Source organism: Chitinivorax sp. PXF-14, assembly GCF_040812015.1.
Classification (GTDB): Bacteria; Pseudomonadota; Gammaproteobacteria; order Burkholderiales; family SCOH01; genus JBFNXJ01.
Map to the genome: position 1 here is coordinate 114,216 of NZ_JBFNXJ010000001.1, position 17,174 is coordinate 131,389.

A 17,174-nucleotide genomic window follows, 5' to 3' on the forward strand; every position below is an offset into this window, starting at 1 on the left:
CCGGGGGGCTTTTTGAGTGTCAGGCGCAGTCTTGCCTAACGCATGCGGCAAAAAATATAAACTAATCCTGGTGCGATTTGCAGGCGTGAACGGGGGGCTTTCTCAGGCCAGGTAAGGTGTTGATATTAAAATAATATTAGTAAATTCTAATTTTATGTTATAACATCGGCGTCACTTACCCGATGGCGGGTTGACCAACCAGAGGCTGATGCTCATGTTTACGTTGAACACCAACAAGATTGCCGCTTCCGTGCTCTCCGTTGCCCTGGGGTCGCTATCCGCTGCCGCGTTTGCACACAACGCTCACCCGCCGGTTGCCGCTGCGCAAGATGGGGTGGCGTTTTATCAGGCTTTCCGCCTCGATGGCAAGCAATTATTCAGTCTGCATGTCGGCGACACCGTCGAGATCGCCTTCCCGGTCATCGGCAAGAAGCAGGTGGTGTATGAGTCGCAGTCGCCGTTCAGCAACGGCGTTGCCTATTGGCACGGCCACCTGTCTGGCGACAATGGTGCGCGCGTCACGCTGCAATATGACGGCCAGGGTTTCGTCGGCTCGATTTCCTATAACGCCGGCACTTTTGCCCTGAAGCAGGGTGCCGATGCCCGTCTGGCGGTCAAGGCCGGGGCCGCGGCAGGTTTCCGCTCGGCGACGGGCGACATGGTCGGCTTCGCGCTGGATGAGCGTGGCCATCCGCGTGCCGCGGGCAAGGGCATGTACCAGGTCGAACTGCAGCTCGATACGTTGTCCCAGGCGCGTGAGAACGACATCGTGCAGCTGCCGTTGCCCGATGGCAGCAAGCTGCCGCTGGTGTTCGTGAATCGCGAGGTTGGCATGGCCGGCGCGGTGGATTGGCTTGCCTACTCGCGCGACAACGGCAAGGCCTATCAGGCGACGCTGACCTATGGCCCGGATGCCGTATTCGGCACCGTGACGACGCCGGACACCGTCTACCGCATCGAAACCCAGGGTGGCAAGACCTATATGGTCGATGTGAGGGCCGCTGGCTACCACAACCCGGACAGCACCCACTACGACATCGATGCGCCGACCGCAGCGGCATCCCAGCTTGCGCAGCAGGCCAAGCAGGTGCTGGCCAAGGCGCCAACTACGGCCAAGGGCACGACGGCTACCACGGGCACCACGACGACGACGACGACGGCTGCAACCACGACTTCCGCCACCAACACCGTCGATGTGCTGGTGCTGTTTTCCACGACATTCCGCCAGAAGCTTGGCGACAGCGCCTACCTGACCCGTATTCAGAACCTGTTCGCAATCGCCAACCGCGCGCTCTCGGACAGCCAGGTGAACGGCAAGCTGCGCGCCGTCTTCACCAAGGAAGTGAACTATGCCGACAACGACAATGGCGTGGCGCTGGGCGACGTGCAAGCCAGCCGTGGCGCCTTTATCGGCACTGATGCGCTGCGCACGCAGTATGGCGCCGACCTGGTGACCTTCCTGCGCCCGTTCAGCTACGTCAAGAATGGCGGCAGCTGTGGCGTTGGCTACGTGCTGGGGCAGGGCCTGCATCCCGAGTACATCCCCTACCAGTCGGCTTACGCCTACACTGTGGTATCCGACGGGCGCGATACCTCGACCAGCTACTACTGCGACGATACGACCTTCGCCCACGAAGTCGGCCACAACTTCGGCGCCATGCACGACATCGCCCACTCGGGCACCGGCAAGGGCGCTTATGCCGATTCCTTCGGCTACGGCGTCTCGGGCAAGTTCGGCGACGTGATGAGCTACTACTGGCCCAAGGTCGGCGTGTATTCGAACCCCAACCTGACCGTCTGCAGCAACGCGCCTTGCGGCACGGCCACCGCCAACGTATCCCGCACGCTGAACCTGGAGTTCCCGGCCGTTGCAAACTTCAAGGCTGCGGCAGTCTCGGCGATGCCGGCGACGCTGACCCTGTCCGGCACCCTGGTCGACCTGAAGACCGGCCGTGCGGTGGAAGGCGCGACCGTCACCATCAACGACAAGCAGGGCAAGTGCAGCCTTGGCCGCAACAACAGCGTGCTGAGCTGCACCACGGTGGCGGGCGCGAGCGGCTCGATCAGCGTCAGCGTCGCTGGGCGCACGGTCACGCCGCCGATGGTCAACTACACCGCGCTGAGCGCTAGCATGAACGATCTGCGCTTCCTCGTTCGCTGACCAGCGCGCAAGGCAATACGAAAACAGGCCGGTATATCCGGCCTGTTTTTTTGTTGTCGGCTGTTCAGCGCTGGTAGCCGTACTGCGAATAGATCTGGTTGATGGTGCCGTCTTTTTCCATCGCGTGCAGCAGGGTGTTGAACTGCTCCACGCGCTTCTCCTGCATGGCCTTGTTGCAGGCCAGGTACATCTCGGTGCGGTTGAAGGTCAGCACCGGCTGGATGCCGATCATTTTCTCCTGCCGCAGGATGTATTGCCCGATCAGCCTGCCGGTACCCCACAGGTCGATGCGGCGCGCTGCCAGTTTGGCGGGATTGAGGCGGTCGTTGATCGCCACGTCGACCAGAAAGCCGCGTTCCTGCAGGTATTGCACGATCGCGTCGCCCTGGTAGCTGCCGATGCGATAGCGCGCGGCATCTTCGAGCTTCTTGAGCTTGAGATCATCCTCGACCCGGCCGAACAGCACCCATTCGTTCTGCACCAGGGGGCCGATCCATTTGTACAGCGGCTCTCTCGGCTCGGTGCGCGACATCGAGTAGACGCAGCTGTCGGGCTGCGCCTGGGCCAGGCTGACAGCGCGTTGCCACGGCACGAGCAGGATGTCGTGATCCTGCCTGGCACGGTGCATCAACTCGCGCACGATGTCGGTCGATACGCCGGTCACGGTTTCCGTGGTCGGCTCCATCATGTTGTAGGGCGGGTACTCCTCGGTGTAGATCGTCAGCTTGCTTGCCTGCAGCAAGGGGCTGAACAGTCCGAGCAGCACGAGCGCCGATGATTGCGACCGGGCGCTAAGCATGATGTTTCTCCTGAACGGCTTGCCTGCATACGTAAACGAGATGTCTTTAGTGATGCCTTCAATTCAGCATAGGTCATTGCCGACGCGACGGGGGCTCATGTCAGATCGGCCTGATCACTTCGCCGGTGTAGAGCACCGGCCCGGTCGGCTGGCCGGTTGGCGAGCCGCCTTGTGGCTCCAGGCTGACCGCCAGCGCGGTGATGTCGGACAAGACCTGTTCGATCGGCTTGTCGAAGCGCAGCCTGACGATGCCAGTGGCCGGGATCAGGCCGTAGGAACGCGGCTTGCCGCCCTTGGGCAGGCCCCACAGCTGCAGGCTCTTGTCGCGGCCGACGGCTTGCGTCGCCAGCACGCGCACGCGGATCTCGCCGCTCGCCGCGTCGGCCTCGGCCATCATCACCGGTTTCATCTTGTCGCTATTGAGCACCACGATATAGCTCTTGGCCGGGCCTGGCGCGGGGCGCGGGGCAACGCCGAGATAGACTACGAGCAGTGCCGCAACACCCGACATGAACAGCGCCAGGCCGCGCCAGAAGCCGCTGCCAGCCGGCCTGGCGGGCACGCCTGGCCTGGGCTGGCGGGCACGCTCGGCCGCGATGCGCGACTCGATGGCGCGCCACACACGCCGTGGCGGCTCGGCTTCCGGGATGGCGACAGCCAGCGAGGCCAGCCGCGTCTCCCACTCCTTGACGTGGAGCCGGGCCGTGGCCTGCTCGGCCAGCAGCCGCTCGAAGCGCTTGCGCGCGAGCCCGCGCAGGGTGCCGAGCACATACTCGGCGGCCAGCTTGTCCAGTCGTTCGGGGCGTAGATAATTCATCGGGCGCTACCTGTCAGGCCTCTTGCGATATCGGGGCCATGCAATCCTTGAGCTTGTCCAGGCCGCGGCGTACCCAGGTCTTCACCGTGCCAAGCGGCTGCAGCAGATGATCGGCGAGCTCGCCGTGGCTCAAGCCATGGAAGAAGGCCAGCGAGATCGTCTGGCGTTCGCGCGCGGCGAGTTTTTGCAGGCAGCGCGCGAGCCAGGCCGTGTCCTGCTCGCCGAGCAGTTGCGCGAGCGGCCCGGCGGCTTCGTCAGCGAAATCCAGCAATGGCTCGCCGTCCTCGTTCTCGGGCAGGCCATCCTCGCGCGGCCGCCGCAGGAAGTCGATGCAGCGGTTGCGCACGATGCTGGTCATCCAGGTCATCGGCTGGCTCTTGTCGGCGCCATAGTCGGCGGCGTGCTGCCAGATCTTCACATAGCAGTCCTGCAACACCTCCTCTGCCCAGTCGCGTCTGAACAATATACGCAGCGCGACGCCAAATAGTTTCGGCGAGGTGGTCCGGTAGAGCTCGGAAAATGCCCGTTCATCGCCACGCCCCACCTGGGCGAGCAGACGGCCGAGTTCGGCTGGGTCGGTCATGATGAAATCCGCGAAATTGAATGGAAATACGTTCAGGCATGGCGGGTGGCCATGCCTCAAGGCGTTCCTGCGGCCCATCCAGACAAGATTAGGTGAGCCGTGCCAGCACCACAACCCGGGTGATACGCAGCAAACCGGCTTCTGGATTCAGCGGAATGCCGGGTGGGTGTCGAGCCAGGTGTCCCACGGCGGCGCCTCGCCCATGCCGGCGACCAGATGATCGACGAAGCTGCGCACCTTGGCCGACAGGTAGCGCCGGCTCGGGTAGACCGCCAGGATGCCGAGCGCCGCCACCCGGTAGGCCGGCAAGAGCGGCACCAGCCGGCCGCTGCGCAGGTCGTCGCCGATATTGAAGCTTGGTTCGAGCACGATGCCTTCGCCGGCCAGTGCGGCGGCGCGCAGCATGTCGCCGTTGTTGGCGCGCAGGCTGCCGGCCACGCGCACTGCGGTGTCGCCCTCGGGGCCGGCAAAGCGCCACTCGGTGTGCATGCCGCCATAGGTGTAGACCAGGCAGTTGTGGCTTGCCAGCTCGGCCGGGGTGCCAGGCGTGCCGTGCCGGGCCAGATAAGCCGGCGCCGCGCAGGGCAGGATGCGGGCCGGCGCCAGCCGCCGCGCCACCAGGTTGGGCGCGGGCTGGCGCGTGATGCGCAGGGCCAGGTCGATGCCTTCCTCGACCAGGTCGATCATGCGGTCCGACAGCGAAACCTCGACCGTCACCTCGGGATAGGCCGCGCGATAGCTGAGCAGCAAGGGCGCCAGGTGGCGGTGGCCGAAGGTGAATGGCGCCGACAGGCGCAGCAGCCCGGCCGGGCGCCGGGTTTCGCTGCCGACGGCGATTTCGGCATCGTCGATGTCGTGCAGGATCTGCTGGCAACGCTCGTAATAGGCTTGTCCTGCCTCGGTCAGGCTCAGCCGGCGCGTGGTGCGGTTCAACAGTCGCGTGGCGAGGCGGGCTTCGAGATCGGCCACCAGACGCGAGGCGGCGGTGGTCGAGATACCCAGCCGCTCGGCTGCACGCACGAAGCTGCCGGCCTCGACGACGCGGGCAAAGGTTTGCATGGCCAGCAGGCGATCCATTAATTATCCCGAATTTGGCGATAAATAATCACAATTTAGCTTATTTATTGCTGCTGTGAAATCAATCACACTGCCTGCCATCGACGGAGCCATCTGCGCCGTCGCGCCCCCAGGCCGACAATATCGACGCCAGATCGCCCCCCGGGCGAACCCTTGGCGACGGTATCGTTCTAATGGCAACCATTGATCAGGAAACCGCATCATGACCACGCTGCCCACCGTTTTCGTCTCTCACGGCTCGCCCATGCTGGCGTTCGACGCCGGCCGCACCGGCGAGGCCTGGCGTGCGCTGGCGGCGGGGCTGCCACGGCCGCGCGCAGTGCTGATGGTGTCGGCCCACTGGGGTAGCCTGGCGCCCAAGCTCAATACCACGGCCAGGCCGGAGACCATCCATGACTTCGGCGGCTTCCCCGAGCCCCTGTATCAGGTGCAATACCCCGCGCCGGGCGCGCCCTGGCTGGCCGAGCGCGGCGCCGAGCTGCTCGCCGCGGCCGGGCTGCCGGCAACGCTCGATGCCCAGCGCGGCATCGACCACGGCGCCTGGGTGCCGCTCAAGGTCATGTACCCCGACGCCGATGTGCCGCTGGCCCAGCTCTCGCTGCAGCCACGCCAGGGGCCGGCGCACCATTACCAGCTCGGCCGCGCGCTGCAGGCGCTGCGCGACGAGGGCGTGCTGATCGTCGGCTCGGGCAGCCTCACGCACAATCTGTACGAGGTCGATTTCGGCGTGGAAGACGGCCCGCGTATCCCGGCCTATGTGCCGGCCTTCCAGCAGTGGATGCACGAGCATCTGCTGGCCGACGAGGTCGAGCAGCTGTTGCACTACCGCGAGCTTGCCCCGGCGGCGGCGCGCGCCCATCCGACCGAGGAACACCTGTTGCCGATCTACGTCGCGCTCGGCGCGGCCGGCGAGCACCCGGCGGTGGCGCGGCGCTATGCCGGCATCACGGAGGGCGTGCTGGCGATGGACATCTACACCTTCGGCGGCTGAGCGGCCGGCTGCCGCGCGGGCGGATGGTCGCGTCGCTTTGCCGTGGCGGCGATGGTGGGCTAGCCTGAAAGGGCGCCCGCCATCTTTTCCGCATTGCTCAGGAGACCGCCCATGAGGCAGTTCATCCGCCACCCCGTGACGATCCCGTTCGAAATCAACGCCTGTCAGCAAGCCGATCAGGCCGATTACGACAGTCATTGCAGTTGCGACGTCAGCCTGGGCGGGTTGGCCTTCGATTCGCTCAGCCGGCTCGAACCGGGGGCTGTGGTGGCGCTGCGCATCCCCTTCGTGCGCCCGCCGTTCGAAACCACCGGGCGCGTGGCCTGGTGCAGCCCACATGGCGCTGGCTTCAAGCTTGGCGTGGCCTTTCTCGACCCCGACGACGTGTTCCGCGCGCGCATGGTCGAGCAGCTGTGCTACATCGAAAACTACAAGCAGCATGTGGCAAGGACGGAGCAGCGCGAGCTGACCTCGGAAGAGGCCGCGCACGAGTGGATCGACAAGTACGCCGCCCGCTTCCCGCGCGGCGGCACCCACTGAGCCGCTCGGTGCCGCCAGTCACAAGCCGGGCAGGTTGAATGCCCGCTGCACGAACCAGTTTCCCGCCAGCACGATGATCGCGATCGACCCGGCCGACACCGTCAGCCGGCGATACAGCCACGAGCCGCGCAGGGCATAGGCCAGCGGCAGGAAGGCTGCGACGATGGCCAGTTGCCCCAGTTCCACGCCGAGATTGAAGCTCACCAGCGCCGTGACCAGCTGCGCGCGCGGCAAGGCCAGCTCCGCCAGCACGCTGGCAAAGCCAAAGCCGTGGATTAGCCCGAAGCCAAACGCCACCGCCCAGCGCCGTCCGCGAATCACCGGGTAGAGATTGTTGATGGCGGCGAGCACGACCGAGGCCGCGATCGTCGATTCCACCCAGCGGCTCTCCAGGCTCACCACGCCGAGCGCGGCAAGCGACAGCGTGATCGAATGCGCCAGCGTGAACGAGGTCACCACCCGCGCCGTATCCGCCACGCCGGGTCGCCAGCCCGCGCTGGCCTGCCAGCCGCCGTCGCGCCACACCAGCACGGCGGGCAGCAAGAGCGAAAGCAGGAACAGGATGTGGTCGTAGCCGGTCCAGATATGGATGACGCCCTGCCGCGCGAACTCGACGGCCGTCTGCCAGCTGCCGCGCTCGGTGACGGATTGCCGCGGCTGCTCGGGGCTGAACACCAGCGATTCGGTGCTGCCGTCGTGGCTCACGCGGGCGAGCCCGCGATGCAGCCGGTCGAGGTCGAACAGCAGCCGGTAATCGAGCCGCAGCGAGGCGGTGCCGGCCGGGCAGGTGGCCGTCAGCGGCAGCGAGGTGTAGACACCGTCGGTATGGCGTTCGAGCGTCTGCTGGCCGCCGTCGAGCCGGCACGGCCGGCCGCCACCCTCGATGCCGAGCCGTGTCAGCGCATAGGCGGCGATGGCGCCGTGGCGGGCCTTCACCTCGCCCCAGGTGAGCTGGCCGTCCTGATCGGCGTCGAGGCCGATGGCCTCGTCGAGGTCGCGCAGCGCGATATCCCAGTGGCCGGTGACTTGCTCGCCATGGGCGGCCAGCATCAGATAACTGTCGCTAGCCTTGTGTGCCTGGGCGGGGGCCGCGAGCAGGAGCAGCAGCACGCAGCCTGCGAGCCAGCCGGGGCGGGCCGGCGTTGTCGCTGTCCGCCGGGCGGCGTCCGGTATCGGGCCAAAGCCCGAGCCGTCGGCTCGCGGCGTGCGCAGCGCAGACAGCAGGCGATCGAGAAAGGCAGGCATGGCTCAACTCCTTGTCAGTTGCGCGGCGAGCGGCCGCAGCGCGATATCTTCGAGGCGCGTGGCGCGCAGCCAGTCGAGCACCGGCCCGGCGCGCTGCGGCTGGCGTGCGGCCAGCGCGGCTTCGAGCACGATGCGTGCGTCGGCCGGCTCGCGCTGCACCTGCCAGTTGTCGAGCGCCAGTTGCAGCGCAGCCGGCGCATTGTGTTTGAGCCTGAGCCGAAAGCGTGCCTCCTCGCGGCGGTGGGTGACGTCGCCGCGCTCGCGAGCGGCGGCGAAGCGGGCATTGAGCGCGGCGATGTGTTCGGCTGCCGCCGGGGCGCCGCTTGCTGCCTCGGCCTCGGCCAGACGCAGCAGCAACGGGTCGGCGCGGGTGTCGCCGGCCAGCAGTGCGATCACCGCCGCTGCGTCGTGCTGGTCGAGCAGAAAGTCGGCATAGGCTGCCTTCAGGTAGCTGTCCGGCGGGCCATTTTCCATGGCGCGTTCGAACCAGCGCCGTGCCTCGGCGGGCCGGCCCAGCCGTTGTGCCAGCTCGGCCAGCTGCACGGTGAGCCAGCCGCGCGACCAGTCCGGCGCCTCAGCCTGACGCAGCGCCAGCAGCCGGTAGGCAGCATCGCCCTGGCCGGTCTGCGCGGCGATGCCAGCCAGGCACTCGCCCGCCACGCCAGGGTCGAGCAGGGGGGCGAGATGGCGGCAGGCGGCGCGTGCCGGCTCGAATTCACCGCGCACCTGGTGCACGCTGGCCAGAGTCAGCCACGCTTGCGCATGGGCCGAGTTGCGCGCCAGCACATGCTGCAGCTCGGCGATGGCCGCATCGAAGCGGTGCGTGCTCTGCAGGATGATCGCCTGCATCACGCGCGCATCGAGCGGCGCCTGTGGCTGCGCCAGCCACGGCGCCAGCACCGATTCGGCGTAGCCGAGATAGCGCGGATCGGCCAGCCGGCGCGTGCTGTCGACATAGCGTCGCGCCAGGCTCAGCGCGAGATCCAGCCGTTGCGGCTGGGCCTGGGCCTGCGCGCGCAGCGCCTTGAGTTCGCGCGCCAGCGGGTCGGCCCGTGCCGGCAGCGTCTCAACCACGCTCGCATCGCTGGCGGGCACCACTGGCGCGGCATGCAGGGCCCCCGCCAGCAGGGCCCCCGCGAGCAGAAGGCGTTTCATGGCTGTGCCTCCGGCTGGAATGCCTGGGCGATGGCTGCGGTGTCGTAGAACTCCCTGAACTGCGCGACGCGACCTTCGCGCAGCGTGAACAGCTGTGCCCAGTCGGTCCGGTAGCGCCGGCCGGTGGTGCGCACGGTGCCGCTGTCGCGGCCCAGTACCAGCACCTGCTCGCCAAAGGCGTGGAAGGCCTGGGGCATGCAGTCCAGCGCCTCGACCTGGCCCGCGAGCGAGACGAAGAACTCCGTCATCGCCGCCTTGCCCTCGCGCCGGCCGAAGAACGCCACCTGGCGCGGGTCGCCGACCACATGCCAGATCGCGTCATCGTGGAAGTGCGACAGCACGGTGGGCAGATCGCCTTGCGCGAAGGCCTGGTAGATCGCCCGTACCCGTTCCAGATTGCCTTGCTCGTTCATCTTCATTCTCCTGTTGGCGGCCGACCGCTGGCTGCGGGCGGCCGCATGATTGCCGAGCCCTACCGGACGGCCACCGGCTCGCCGCTGTCGGATTGGGTCAACGCGAGGCTGTCGACCGCGATCGGCTCGCTGGCGTCGCTACTGGCGGCCACCTGTTGCGCCGTCGCTGTGGTGAAGGCATCTGCTGGGGCGCTCGGCGCGGGGGCCGTGCTGGCGAGCGTGTCGCCGCCATTTCCGCCATCTTCCCCGCCGCCGCAGGCGCCGAGTGCCGCCGTGGCCAGCGCGATGGCCATCAACTTGATCATCTTCATGCTGGCGTCCTCCTTACTGCTTGCCGTCGAACGGCGAGCCCGGCAGCGGTGTCTTCAGGTAGGGGAAGGCCGCATCGAACTGGCTGTCGTTGACCAGTGCGCCGTCGGTAAAGTCAATGCCGCCCGCGGGCGCATCGGCCGGCCTGCAGCCGAGGTTGAGCGTGCACAGGCGGCCCATGGCGACGCGTAGCTCGATGTCGACCACGTCGTCACCAGGGCGGCGGCCGTTCGGGAAGCCGGCGTTGTCGCCGCCGATCACGCCGAGGCGCTGCTGTGCGCCACGGGCCATGGCCGGCGTGGCGGTGTTGAGCCGCAGCATTTCCGCGGCCTTGACCCCGGCCGGCTGGTTGAGCCCCGGCACGCCAGTGAGGAAGGCCGTGACGAGGTCGTTGCGCGGGAAGTTGGTCGGCGCCTTGACGCCGACATTGCCGAACAGGATTTCGAGCAGCGCCGGCAGGGTCGGGTGGGTGACATAGCTGGCGAACTGTGCGTCGTCACGCGGTTTTGACGCGTTGAAGCGGTCCTTGTCCTTCAAGCCGATCACCAGCTCGTTGACCAGCGGCATGCCGAGCCGCGATACCTGCGCCCAGGCGCCGCCTTCCTTCGAGGCCGACCTGTTGTCGCTGCCGGGGACGGGGTTGATCAGCCGCGCCTGGCGGATGCTGGCGGTGGTCCAGGCGCCGATGACCGGGTCCGCGCCGTGGGTCAGGCAGGCGATCGGCAGCTCCAGCTCGATCGAGGTGATGTTCTTGTCGGTGGCGATGTTGAGGCCCTTGTCCTCGGCGCCGGGGTCGAAGGCGGTGGCGGGCGCCTTGATGTTGACCAGGTCGAAGATTTCGCCGAGGTTGACGCCGAAGCCTTCCTTGCGTTGGCCGACGAACATGCGGCCCGGCTTGCCGCAGCCCGGCACGTTGATGTTGTAGACGTGGCGCGCGGCGTAGCCTGCATAGTCGGGGATCGACTTGTTGCCGATATTGTCGACCGGCTTGTCGAACACCGTCGCGCCGGTATCGGCGTTGCTCACCGCGTTGCGCTGCGGGCCGCGCCGCTCGCCGCGCGTGACGTTGACGCTGTAGGTCTCACGCACATTGAGCACCTCCGGGTTCACGCTGCTGATGCCGCCGATATTGAGCAGCGGCACCGATACCTTGCGGTCGCCGACCGGCACCTGCAGGTCCTTCAGCGTGTTCTTGAACTGGAACTGGAAGCTCAGGTCCTCCTTCGCGTCACCGTTGTTGTCGATGTGGATCTCGTACAGCGCATCGGGATCGAGCGAGAAGTAGTTGGGGCCGCCGTAGCTGTCCTGTAGCGGGCTGTAGTTGGCGATCAGCGTGACATAGTCGCCGCGCCCGGCCTCGTATGAGCGGAACATGTAGAAGTCGGTGCCGTCGACCTTGGGCATGCGCGTGATGAACGGTGCCTCACGGTGGCTGGAAGCATAGGCGGGCAGGGCGGTGCCGAGCAGCACCGGGCCGAGCGCGACGAGAGTGGCAAGCAGACTGCGTTTCATGACGGTTCTCCTGTGGTGGTGGGAAGACACGTCCACTGATACGCGGCGCCCCCGCGTCTGGATGCAATTTGTTACGGGTTTTTGCCGAACGGCCGTGATCTGTGCCAGTCTTACCAGCATGAACCCAGGCCCTTGTGCGCGAGGAGGCCATCATGTCATTCCATCCCACCCGTGCAGTGCTCGCGGCCGCCTTGCTCGGTGGCTGCGCCAGCTACCCGGCCGGCACCAGCCTGGTCGACGGCAACCGCTACCATCTGGCCAATATGCACACCTACACCACGCGCGTGACCAAGGTTGACGGCGTGGACACGCTCGTCAACCAGAACCCGGTGCCGATCGAGCCCGGCCAGCACGTGCTGACGCTGGAGACGCGGCCCGTGTCCGGTTTCCGCATCCCCGTGGAAAGAACGCTCGCGCTCGAGGTGGCGCCGTGCCAGCGCTATTGCATCGTCGCCGAGCGCGGCAACCGCCTGGCGCAGGACTGGGCGCCACGGGTCGAATACCAGGAATTCGCCCCGGGCTTCGGCTGCAAACAGCCATGAGCCTCGCCCACCCGATGAGGGCGGGATTGGTCTGCGGAATAATTCAATCATTTGCTTGATCTTTTTGCTGATCGGGCATACGCTAACCAAAAAATGAATCAGGAATCACTTTTTGGTTTACCGCCCAACCGCGAATACTGAAGCGAAGAAAGCCGATGTCCGCGCCCGCATCGTCAAGGCCGCCCAGGCGCTGGTTGCCGAGCGTGGCTTCATGGAAACGCAGATCGCCCAGGTGGCGAGCGCGGCCGGCATTGCGAACGGCACGGTGTACCGCTACTTCCCGGCCAAGGCCGACCTGTTCGCCGAGGTGTTCCGCACCGCGAGCAGCCACGAGGTCGAGGTGGTGAGCGCCGTCGCACAGGTGGCGGGCTCGGTGCACGAGCGGCTGGCCGGCGCGGTGCGCGTGTTCGTCGAGCGTGCGCTGCGCTCGCGGCGGCTGGCGTGGTCGCTGATCGCCGAGCCGGTCGACCCGCTGGTCGATGAGGAAAGGCTCAAGCTGCGCCAGGCCTACGCCGAGGTGTTTGCCGGGCTGCTCAACGAAGGCATGGCGCTGGGCGAGATCGCCCCCCAGCCGGCCAAGCTGGCCGCCGCCTGCCTGGTCGGCGCGCTGGCCGAGGCGCTGGTCGGGCCGCTGGCACCCGGCGAAGAGACGCTGGACGAAGCCGCTCGCGCGACGCTGACCGACGAGCTGGTCGCCTTCAGCCTGCGCGCGGTCGGGTGAAGCGGGCTGCAGCCCAGTCTGGGCGCGCCTTGCCGGCCGATGGAACACCGCGCCGGGATTGGCCCGTAGCGTGGCAACGAACCCGCCCGCACCCTGTCATCAGGGGGGGGCAATAAGCCGCCCCCAGCCCTGACGGCGACAAGCGCGCCGTCGAACGAATACCCGGCCAGCCGCCGGCAAGAGCAGCAGCCGATTTTGGACAACAAGGAAGATCGAGGAGACGATCGTGCAAAGCTGGCAAACCCACGAAGTGCAAAACCAGACCCCGCCCTTGGGGGACATCAACCTGTTCACCATCGACAAGGTGCTGCAGGAAGGCGCGAGCCGCGAAGGCGCCGCCTGGGCGGCGGACTGGCTGTACCAAGCGGGAGCCGATCTGGGGCGGGCCGACCAGTTTGAACTGGGCCGGCTCGCCAACCAGTTCACGCCCCAATTCAAACCCTTCGATGCGCGCGGCAATCGCATCGATACCGTCGAGTTCCACCCGGCCTGGCACGAGATCCTGCGCGGCGTTGCCAAGCGCGGCCTGCACACCAGTCCCTGGGCCGACCCCAGGCGCGGCGCCCACGTGGCGCGCGCCGCGGGCTACATCATGCAGGCCCAGATCGAGGCCGGCTCGCTGTGTCCGACTACCATGACCTACGGCGCGATACCCGCGCTGGCCAAGGGCCCGCAAAGCGTGCGGACCTGGTTGCCGACCCTGTTCTCGCGCGAGCACGACCCGCGCGACCTGCCGTTCGCCCAAAAACGCGGCGGCATGATCGGCATGGGCATGACCGAGAAGCAGGGCGGCTCGGACGTGCGCGCCAATACCACCTTCGCCACGGCGATCGGCGATGGCGAATACCTGATCACCGGCCACAAGTGGTTCTTCTCGGCGCCGATGTGCGATGCCCACCTGGTGCTCGCTCAGGCGCCCGGCGGCCTATCCTGCTTCTTCGTGCCGCGCTGGCGGCCCGACGGCAGCAAGAACCCGATCCATGTGCAGCGCTTGAAGGACAAGGTTGGCAACCGCTCGAACTCGTCGAGCGAAGTCGAATTCCACGATGCCTGGGGCGTGCTGCTCGGCGAGGAAGGGCGCGGCGTGCCCACCATCCTCGAAATGGGCACCTACACGCGCCTCGATTGCGTCATCGGCACCGCCGGCGGCATGCGCCAGGCGCTGGTGCAGGGCCTGCATCACGCGCATCACCGCTCGACCTTCGGCGCGCGGCTGATCGACCAGCCGCTGATGAAAAACGTGCTGGCCGATCTCGCGCTCGAAGTCGAGGCCGCCGTCACGATCGGCCTGCGCATGGCGCGTGCCTTCGATGCACAGGACGACGAAGCCGAGACGCTGTACCGCCGCCTCGTTACGCCGGCCGTCAAATACTGGGTGTGCAAGCGCGGTCCCGAATTCGCGGCCGAGGCAATGGAAGTGCTCGGCGGCAACGGCTATGTCGAGGACGGCATACTCGGCCGCATCTACCGCGAGATGCCGGTCAACTCGATCTGGGAAGGCTCGGGCAACATCATGTGTCTCGACGTGCTGCGCGCCATCGGCAAATCGCCGCGTACGCTCGAAGTGCTGCAGGCCGAGCTTGCCCCCGCGCTGGGCCGCCATCGGGCATTCGATACCTTCGTCGCCAGGCTGCAACGCGACTTCATGCACGCCGACGGGCTCGAAACCCGCGCCCGCCGGCTCACCCAGGACCTAGCACTAGCGCTGCAGGCAGGTCTCTTGCTGCAGCACGCGCCGGATTACGTCAGCGACGCCTTCTGCCGCTCGCGCCTTGCCGGCGACTGGGGCCAGCACTTCGGCACGCTGCCGGCCGATGTCGATTTCGATGGCCTGTTGCGTCGGAGCTGGCTGGAAGCCTGACGCCCAGGCGCCGTGTCGCCCATCCGACGAGTGCGGGTGGATCGACGCGGGCAGCACACGAAGCCGTGGTGTACCCACCGTGCTTGAGGTATTCGGGCACGGCCGCGGCGCAGCAGCACCCAATTGATGCCGCCGCTCAGGCTAAGGTATCGACGAGGTTTTGTTCGAACAAGGTGCCGGCTGCCAGCCCGCTCAACTCCGGGTTGGCCTTGAGGATCTGCGCCCAGGCCGTGTTGAGATTGTCGGGCATGGCCTGCAGCAGCCCGTGCGGGGTGTAGATGCCGCTGGCGATGCCGTCGCTGGGCAGGGTGTCGACGATGCCGCCGGCCAGCAGGTCCAGCGCTTGCGTGGTGGCGTCCTGCTGTGGCGCGATCGGCGCGGCCGTCGGCGTGCCGGCCAGGGCCAGCGCGTCGAACAGGCCGGTGGCGCTGTACGTGAGCGGTGCCTGCGCGGGGCTGCCCAAGCCGGCCACGATGGCATCCTGCAGCGACAGGTCGGCCGACGTTGCGGCGAGCGTGCCCGCATCGGTGCTGGACGGGATCAGCGGCTGGCTGGAAACCGGCCAGGCCGGAAATAGGGCAGTGCTGGAAACAGGTGCGATTGCCATGGCGAGCCCTCGCGGTATGAGGCTATGTAGCTTAGGCCGCTACCCGGCCCCAGGGTGCCCGCGATAGGTGTAACAAACTGTTTCATCCTGGCCGAATGGCAAGCGGCCGTGCCCCGGCCAGTGCGCGCGGCGCCTGCCTTGCCCACCCGCAATGCTGGCCGCCCGCAGCGCTCGACGGCTGCCACTGCCTTGCCTAGAATGACGCCTGTCAACGCCGCCGGGACGACCCGGTGCGCGCATCCTCATGGGGACGACCCCGACCCTGATCGGAGTGGACCATGTCTCCCGTTTCCCTTTCCTGGCTCATGCTCATTGTGGCGGGCCTGCTCGAAATCGGCTGGGCCGTCGGGCTCAAGTACACCGATGGCCTGTCGCGCCCGCTGCCTACCGTGCTGACGCTCGGCGCGATGGTCGCCAGCGTGGCGCTGCTCGGCCTCGCCGTGCGGCAGCTGCCGATCGGCACCGCCTACGCGGTGTGGACCGGTATCGGCGCTGCCGGCACCGTGGTCGTCGGCATGCTGGTGCTGGGCGAGCCGGCCACGGTGTGGCGCGCGGGTTGCGTGCTACTGATTCTGGTGGGCATCGTCGGCCTCAAGCTGGCCTGAGCCGGCCGCGATGTTGACGCGGTTGCGACCCTGTTGCTTGGCCTGGTAGAGCGCCTCGTCGGCGCGCGAGATCAGCTGCTCGATGCTTTCCCCGTGCTGGTAGGCCGCAATGCCGGCCGACAGGGTGATGCGGAAGTCGCCGGGCAGCGATTCGAACGCGGTGTCGGCGAGCCGCTCGCGCAGCCGGCCGAGCATGGCGCTGGCGGCTTCCGGCGCGGCATCGGGCAACAGCAGCAGGAATTCCTCGCCGCCATAGCGCGCGAACACGTCGCCGGCGCGCAGCGATGCCTGCGCCGTGCCGGCAAAGGTGGTGAGCACGACATCGCCGGCATGGTGGCCCCAGCTGTCATTGACGCGCTTGAAGTGGTCGAGATCGACGATGCCGATACAGAAACGGCCACGGTCACGGTCCGTCAGCGCCTTTTCGCGTGCCAGCAGTTCGAGGATGTGGCGGCGGTTGTAGGCGCCTGTCAGCTCGTCGTGCGTGGCCTGGGCCGTCACCTTGGTCAGCAGCGCCTCGAGTTCCAGCGCGTTTTGCGCCAGCCGCTTGCGCATCTTGCTGATGCTGCCGGCGAGCAGCGATACGGCCGGCAGCAGGCCCGCGGTGGTGAGCCAGAGCGCCAGCTCCAGCGGCAGGTAGAAGGCGTAGCCGTCGTAGTGGCGCATCCACGGCAGCAGCGCGCCATACACCGCGACGGTGACGACGCTGAGCGTGAGCAGCGTGCGCGTGCTCAAGCGGTAGCAGCCGAACACGAAGATGACGAGCAGGATCAACAGGTAGGCGCCGCGCATCGGCCCGGCGTGCGCCAGGCCGTAGAGATCGAGCGGGATGGCGAACAGCATTTGCGATAGCGACAGGCTCGGGTCGGCGAAACGCAGGTTGATGCCGGAGCGGATCATCAGGTAGAACGCCAGGTTGGCCGTGGTGCCGAACAGGATCAGGAACGCCAGCAGCATTGGCGAGGTGAGCTCGAAATAGGCGCCGATGGCCAGCGGTACGGTGGCCATGACGTACATGAACACGCTGAGCCCCAGCCGGCGAATGCGCAGCGACTGGGCGGGTTCGTTCGGCATCAACCATGACAGTACGGACAATCTCGTTCTCCATGTCGCGGATCGGGTGCGTGGCCACCGTCTCCTCTGATCAACATTATCAGATATCGCCGCCGCCGGGGCCGCCTGGCGCCGGCACCCCATGCCAAAGCCAGCCATCACGGGCACAATAGCAACATGGCC

Annotated in this window: 18 protein-coding genes; 7 read left to right on the forward strand and 11 right to left on the reverse strand. The window is 67.0% G+C overall.

Annotation, left to right across the window (positions count from 1 at the left end):
• The first annotated feature begins 214 nt into the window (after positions 1-214).
• Positions 215-2,161, forward strand: coding sequence for a reprolysin-like metallopeptidase (locus tag ABWL39_RS00575; protein ID WP_367786201.1), 1,947 nt, complete (start codon positions 215-217; stop codon positions 2,159-2,161).
• 64 nt (positions 2,162-2,225) lie between these two features.
• On the opposite strand, the gene ABWL39_RS00580 is transcribed toward ABWL39_RS00575, so the two are convergent.
• The 4 genes from ABWL39_RS00580 to ABWL39_RS00595 all read right to left on the reverse strand — a co-directional run bounded on the left by ABWL39_RS00580 (position 2,226) and on the right by ABWL39_RS00595 (position 5,437).
• Positions 2,226-2,960 carry a substrate-binding periplasmic protein gene (locus ABWL39_RS00580; RefSeq protein WP_367786202.1) on the reverse strand — a complete coding sequence of 245 codons (735 nt, stop codon included), beginning with the start codon at positions 2,958-2,960 and terminating at the stop codon, positions 2,226-2,228.
• Positions 2,961-3,060: 100 nt separating this feature from the next.
• Entirely contained in the window at positions 3,061-3,777 is a 717-nt protein-coding gene (locus tag ABWL39_RS00585) for an anti-sigma factor (RefSeq protein ID WP_367786204.1), read from the reverse strand.
• Between the two features lie 13 nt (positions 3,778-3,790).
• On the reverse strand, positions 3,791-4,360 hold the full coding sequence (locus tag ABWL39_RS00590; RefSeq protein ID WP_367786205.1) for a sigma-70 family RNA polymerase sigma factor: 570 nt from the start codon (positions 4,358-4,360) through the stop codon (positions 3,791-3,793).
• A gap of 147 nt (positions 4,361-4,507) precedes the next feature.
• Positions 4,508-5,437 carry a LysR family transcriptional regulator gene (locus ABWL39_RS00595; RefSeq protein WP_367786206.1) on the reverse strand — a complete coding sequence of 310 codons (930 nt, stop codon included), beginning with the start codon at positions 5,435-5,437 and terminating at the stop codon, positions 4,508-4,510.
• A 202-nt stretch (positions 5,438-5,639) separates the two neighbouring features.
• Between ABWL39_RS00595 and ABWL39_RS00600 the strand changes: the two genes are divergently transcribed.
• Together ABWL39_RS00600 and ABWL39_RS00605 are read left to right on the forward strand one after the other, a co-directional pair.
• Positions 5,640-6,428 (forward strand): class III extradiol ring-cleavage dioxygenase, encoded by a 789-nt coding sequence (locus ABWL39_RS00600; protein WP_367786208.1) that lies wholly within the window; start codon positions 5,640-5,642, stop codon positions 6,426-6,428.
• Between the two features lie 111 nt (positions 6,429-6,539).
• Positions 6,540-6,968, forward strand: a complete 429-nt coding sequence (locus ABWL39_RS00605; protein ID WP_367786210.1) for a PilZ domain-containing protein — start codon at positions 6,540-6,542, stop codon at positions 6,966-6,968.
• Positions 6,969-6,986: 18 nt separating this feature from the next.
• On the opposite strand, the gene ABWL39_RS00610 is transcribed toward ABWL39_RS00605, so the two are convergent.
• From ABWL39_RS00610 to ABWL39_RS00630, 5 genes are read right to left on the reverse strand one after another with little or no spacing between them, the layout of a single operon-like run.
• Positions 6,987-8,213: a HupE/UreJ family protein gene (locus ABWL39_RS00610; protein ID WP_367786212.1), complete on the reverse strand. Its 1,227-nt coding sequence runs from the start codon at positions 8,211-8,213 to the stop codon at positions 6,987-6,989.
• Positions 8,214-8,216: 3 nt separating this feature from the next.
• Positions 8,217-9,368: a hypothetical protein gene (locus ABWL39_RS00615; RefSeq protein WP_367786214.1), complete on the reverse strand. Its 1,152-nt coding sequence runs from the start codon at positions 9,366-9,368 to the stop codon at positions 8,217-8,219.
• Entirely contained in the window at positions 9,365-9,781 is a 417-nt protein-coding gene (locus tag ABWL39_RS00620; RefSeq protein ID WP_367786215.1) for a nuclear transport factor 2 family protein, read from the reverse strand. The genes ABWL39_RS00615 and ABWL39_RS00620 overlap by 4 nt, the downstream gene beginning before the upstream one ends.
• A 59-nt stretch (positions 9,782-9,840) precedes the next feature.
• Complete coding sequence (locus tag ABWL39_RS00625) at positions 9,841-10,092, reverse strand: hypothetical protein (protein WP_367786217.1); 252 nt, start codon at positions 10,090-10,092, stop codon at positions 9,841-9,843.
• A gap of 13 nt (positions 10,093-10,105) precedes the next feature.
• On the reverse strand, positions 10,106-11,602 hold the full coding sequence (locus tag ABWL39_RS00630; protein WP_367786218.1) for a DUF4331 domain-containing protein: 1,497 nt from the start codon (positions 11,600-11,602) through the stop codon (positions 10,106-10,108).
• Positions 11,603-11,754: 152 nt separating this feature from the next.
• Between ABWL39_RS00630 and ABWL39_RS00635 the strand changes: the two genes are divergently transcribed.
• From ABWL39_RS00635 to ABWL39_RS00645, 3 genes are all read left to right on the forward strand, one after another.
• On the forward strand, positions 11,755-12,144 hold the full coding sequence (locus ABWL39_RS00635; protein WP_367786220.1) for a hypothetical protein: 390 nt from the start codon (positions 11,755-11,757) through the stop codon (positions 12,142-12,144).
• 112 nt (positions 12,145-12,256) lie between these two features.
• A complete protein-coding gene (locus tag ABWL39_RS00640) occupies positions 12,257-12,865 on the forward strand; it encodes a TetR/AcrR family transcriptional regulator (protein ID WP_367786222.1) in 609 nt (202 codons plus the stop codon).
• Positions 12,866-13,091: 226 nt separating this feature from the next.
• Entirely contained in the window at positions 13,092-14,726 is a 1,635-nt protein-coding gene (locus tag ABWL39_RS00645; protein WP_367786224.1) for an isovaleryl-CoA dehydrogenase, read from the forward strand.
• Positions 14,727-14,862: 136 nt separating this feature from the next.
• On the opposite strand, the gene ABWL39_RS00650 is transcribed toward ABWL39_RS00645, so the two are convergent.
• Entirely contained in the window at positions 14,863-15,333 is a 471-nt protein-coding gene (locus ABWL39_RS00650) for a hypothetical protein (RefSeq protein WP_367786226.1), read from the reverse strand.
• A 278-nt stretch (positions 15,334-15,611) separates the two neighbouring features.
• Between ABWL39_RS00650 and ABWL39_RS00655 the strand changes: the two genes are divergently transcribed.
• Complete coding sequence (locus tag ABWL39_RS00655) at positions 15,612-15,938, forward strand: multidrug efflux SMR transporter (RefSeq protein WP_367786227.1); 327 nt, start codon at positions 15,612-15,614, stop codon at positions 15,936-15,938.
• Here ABWL39_RS00655 and ABWL39_RS00660 read toward each other — a convergent pair.
• The gene (locus tag ABWL39_RS00660) at positions 15,897-17,033 is read right to left on the reverse strand and encodes a diguanylate cyclase (protein ID WP_367786229.1); all 1,137 of its coding nucleotides are present in this window, start codon (positions 17,031-17,033) and stop codon (positions 15,897-15,899) included. The genes ABWL39_RS00655 and ABWL39_RS00660 overlap by 42 nt on opposite strands.
• Positions 17,034-17,174: the final 141 nt, after the last annotated feature.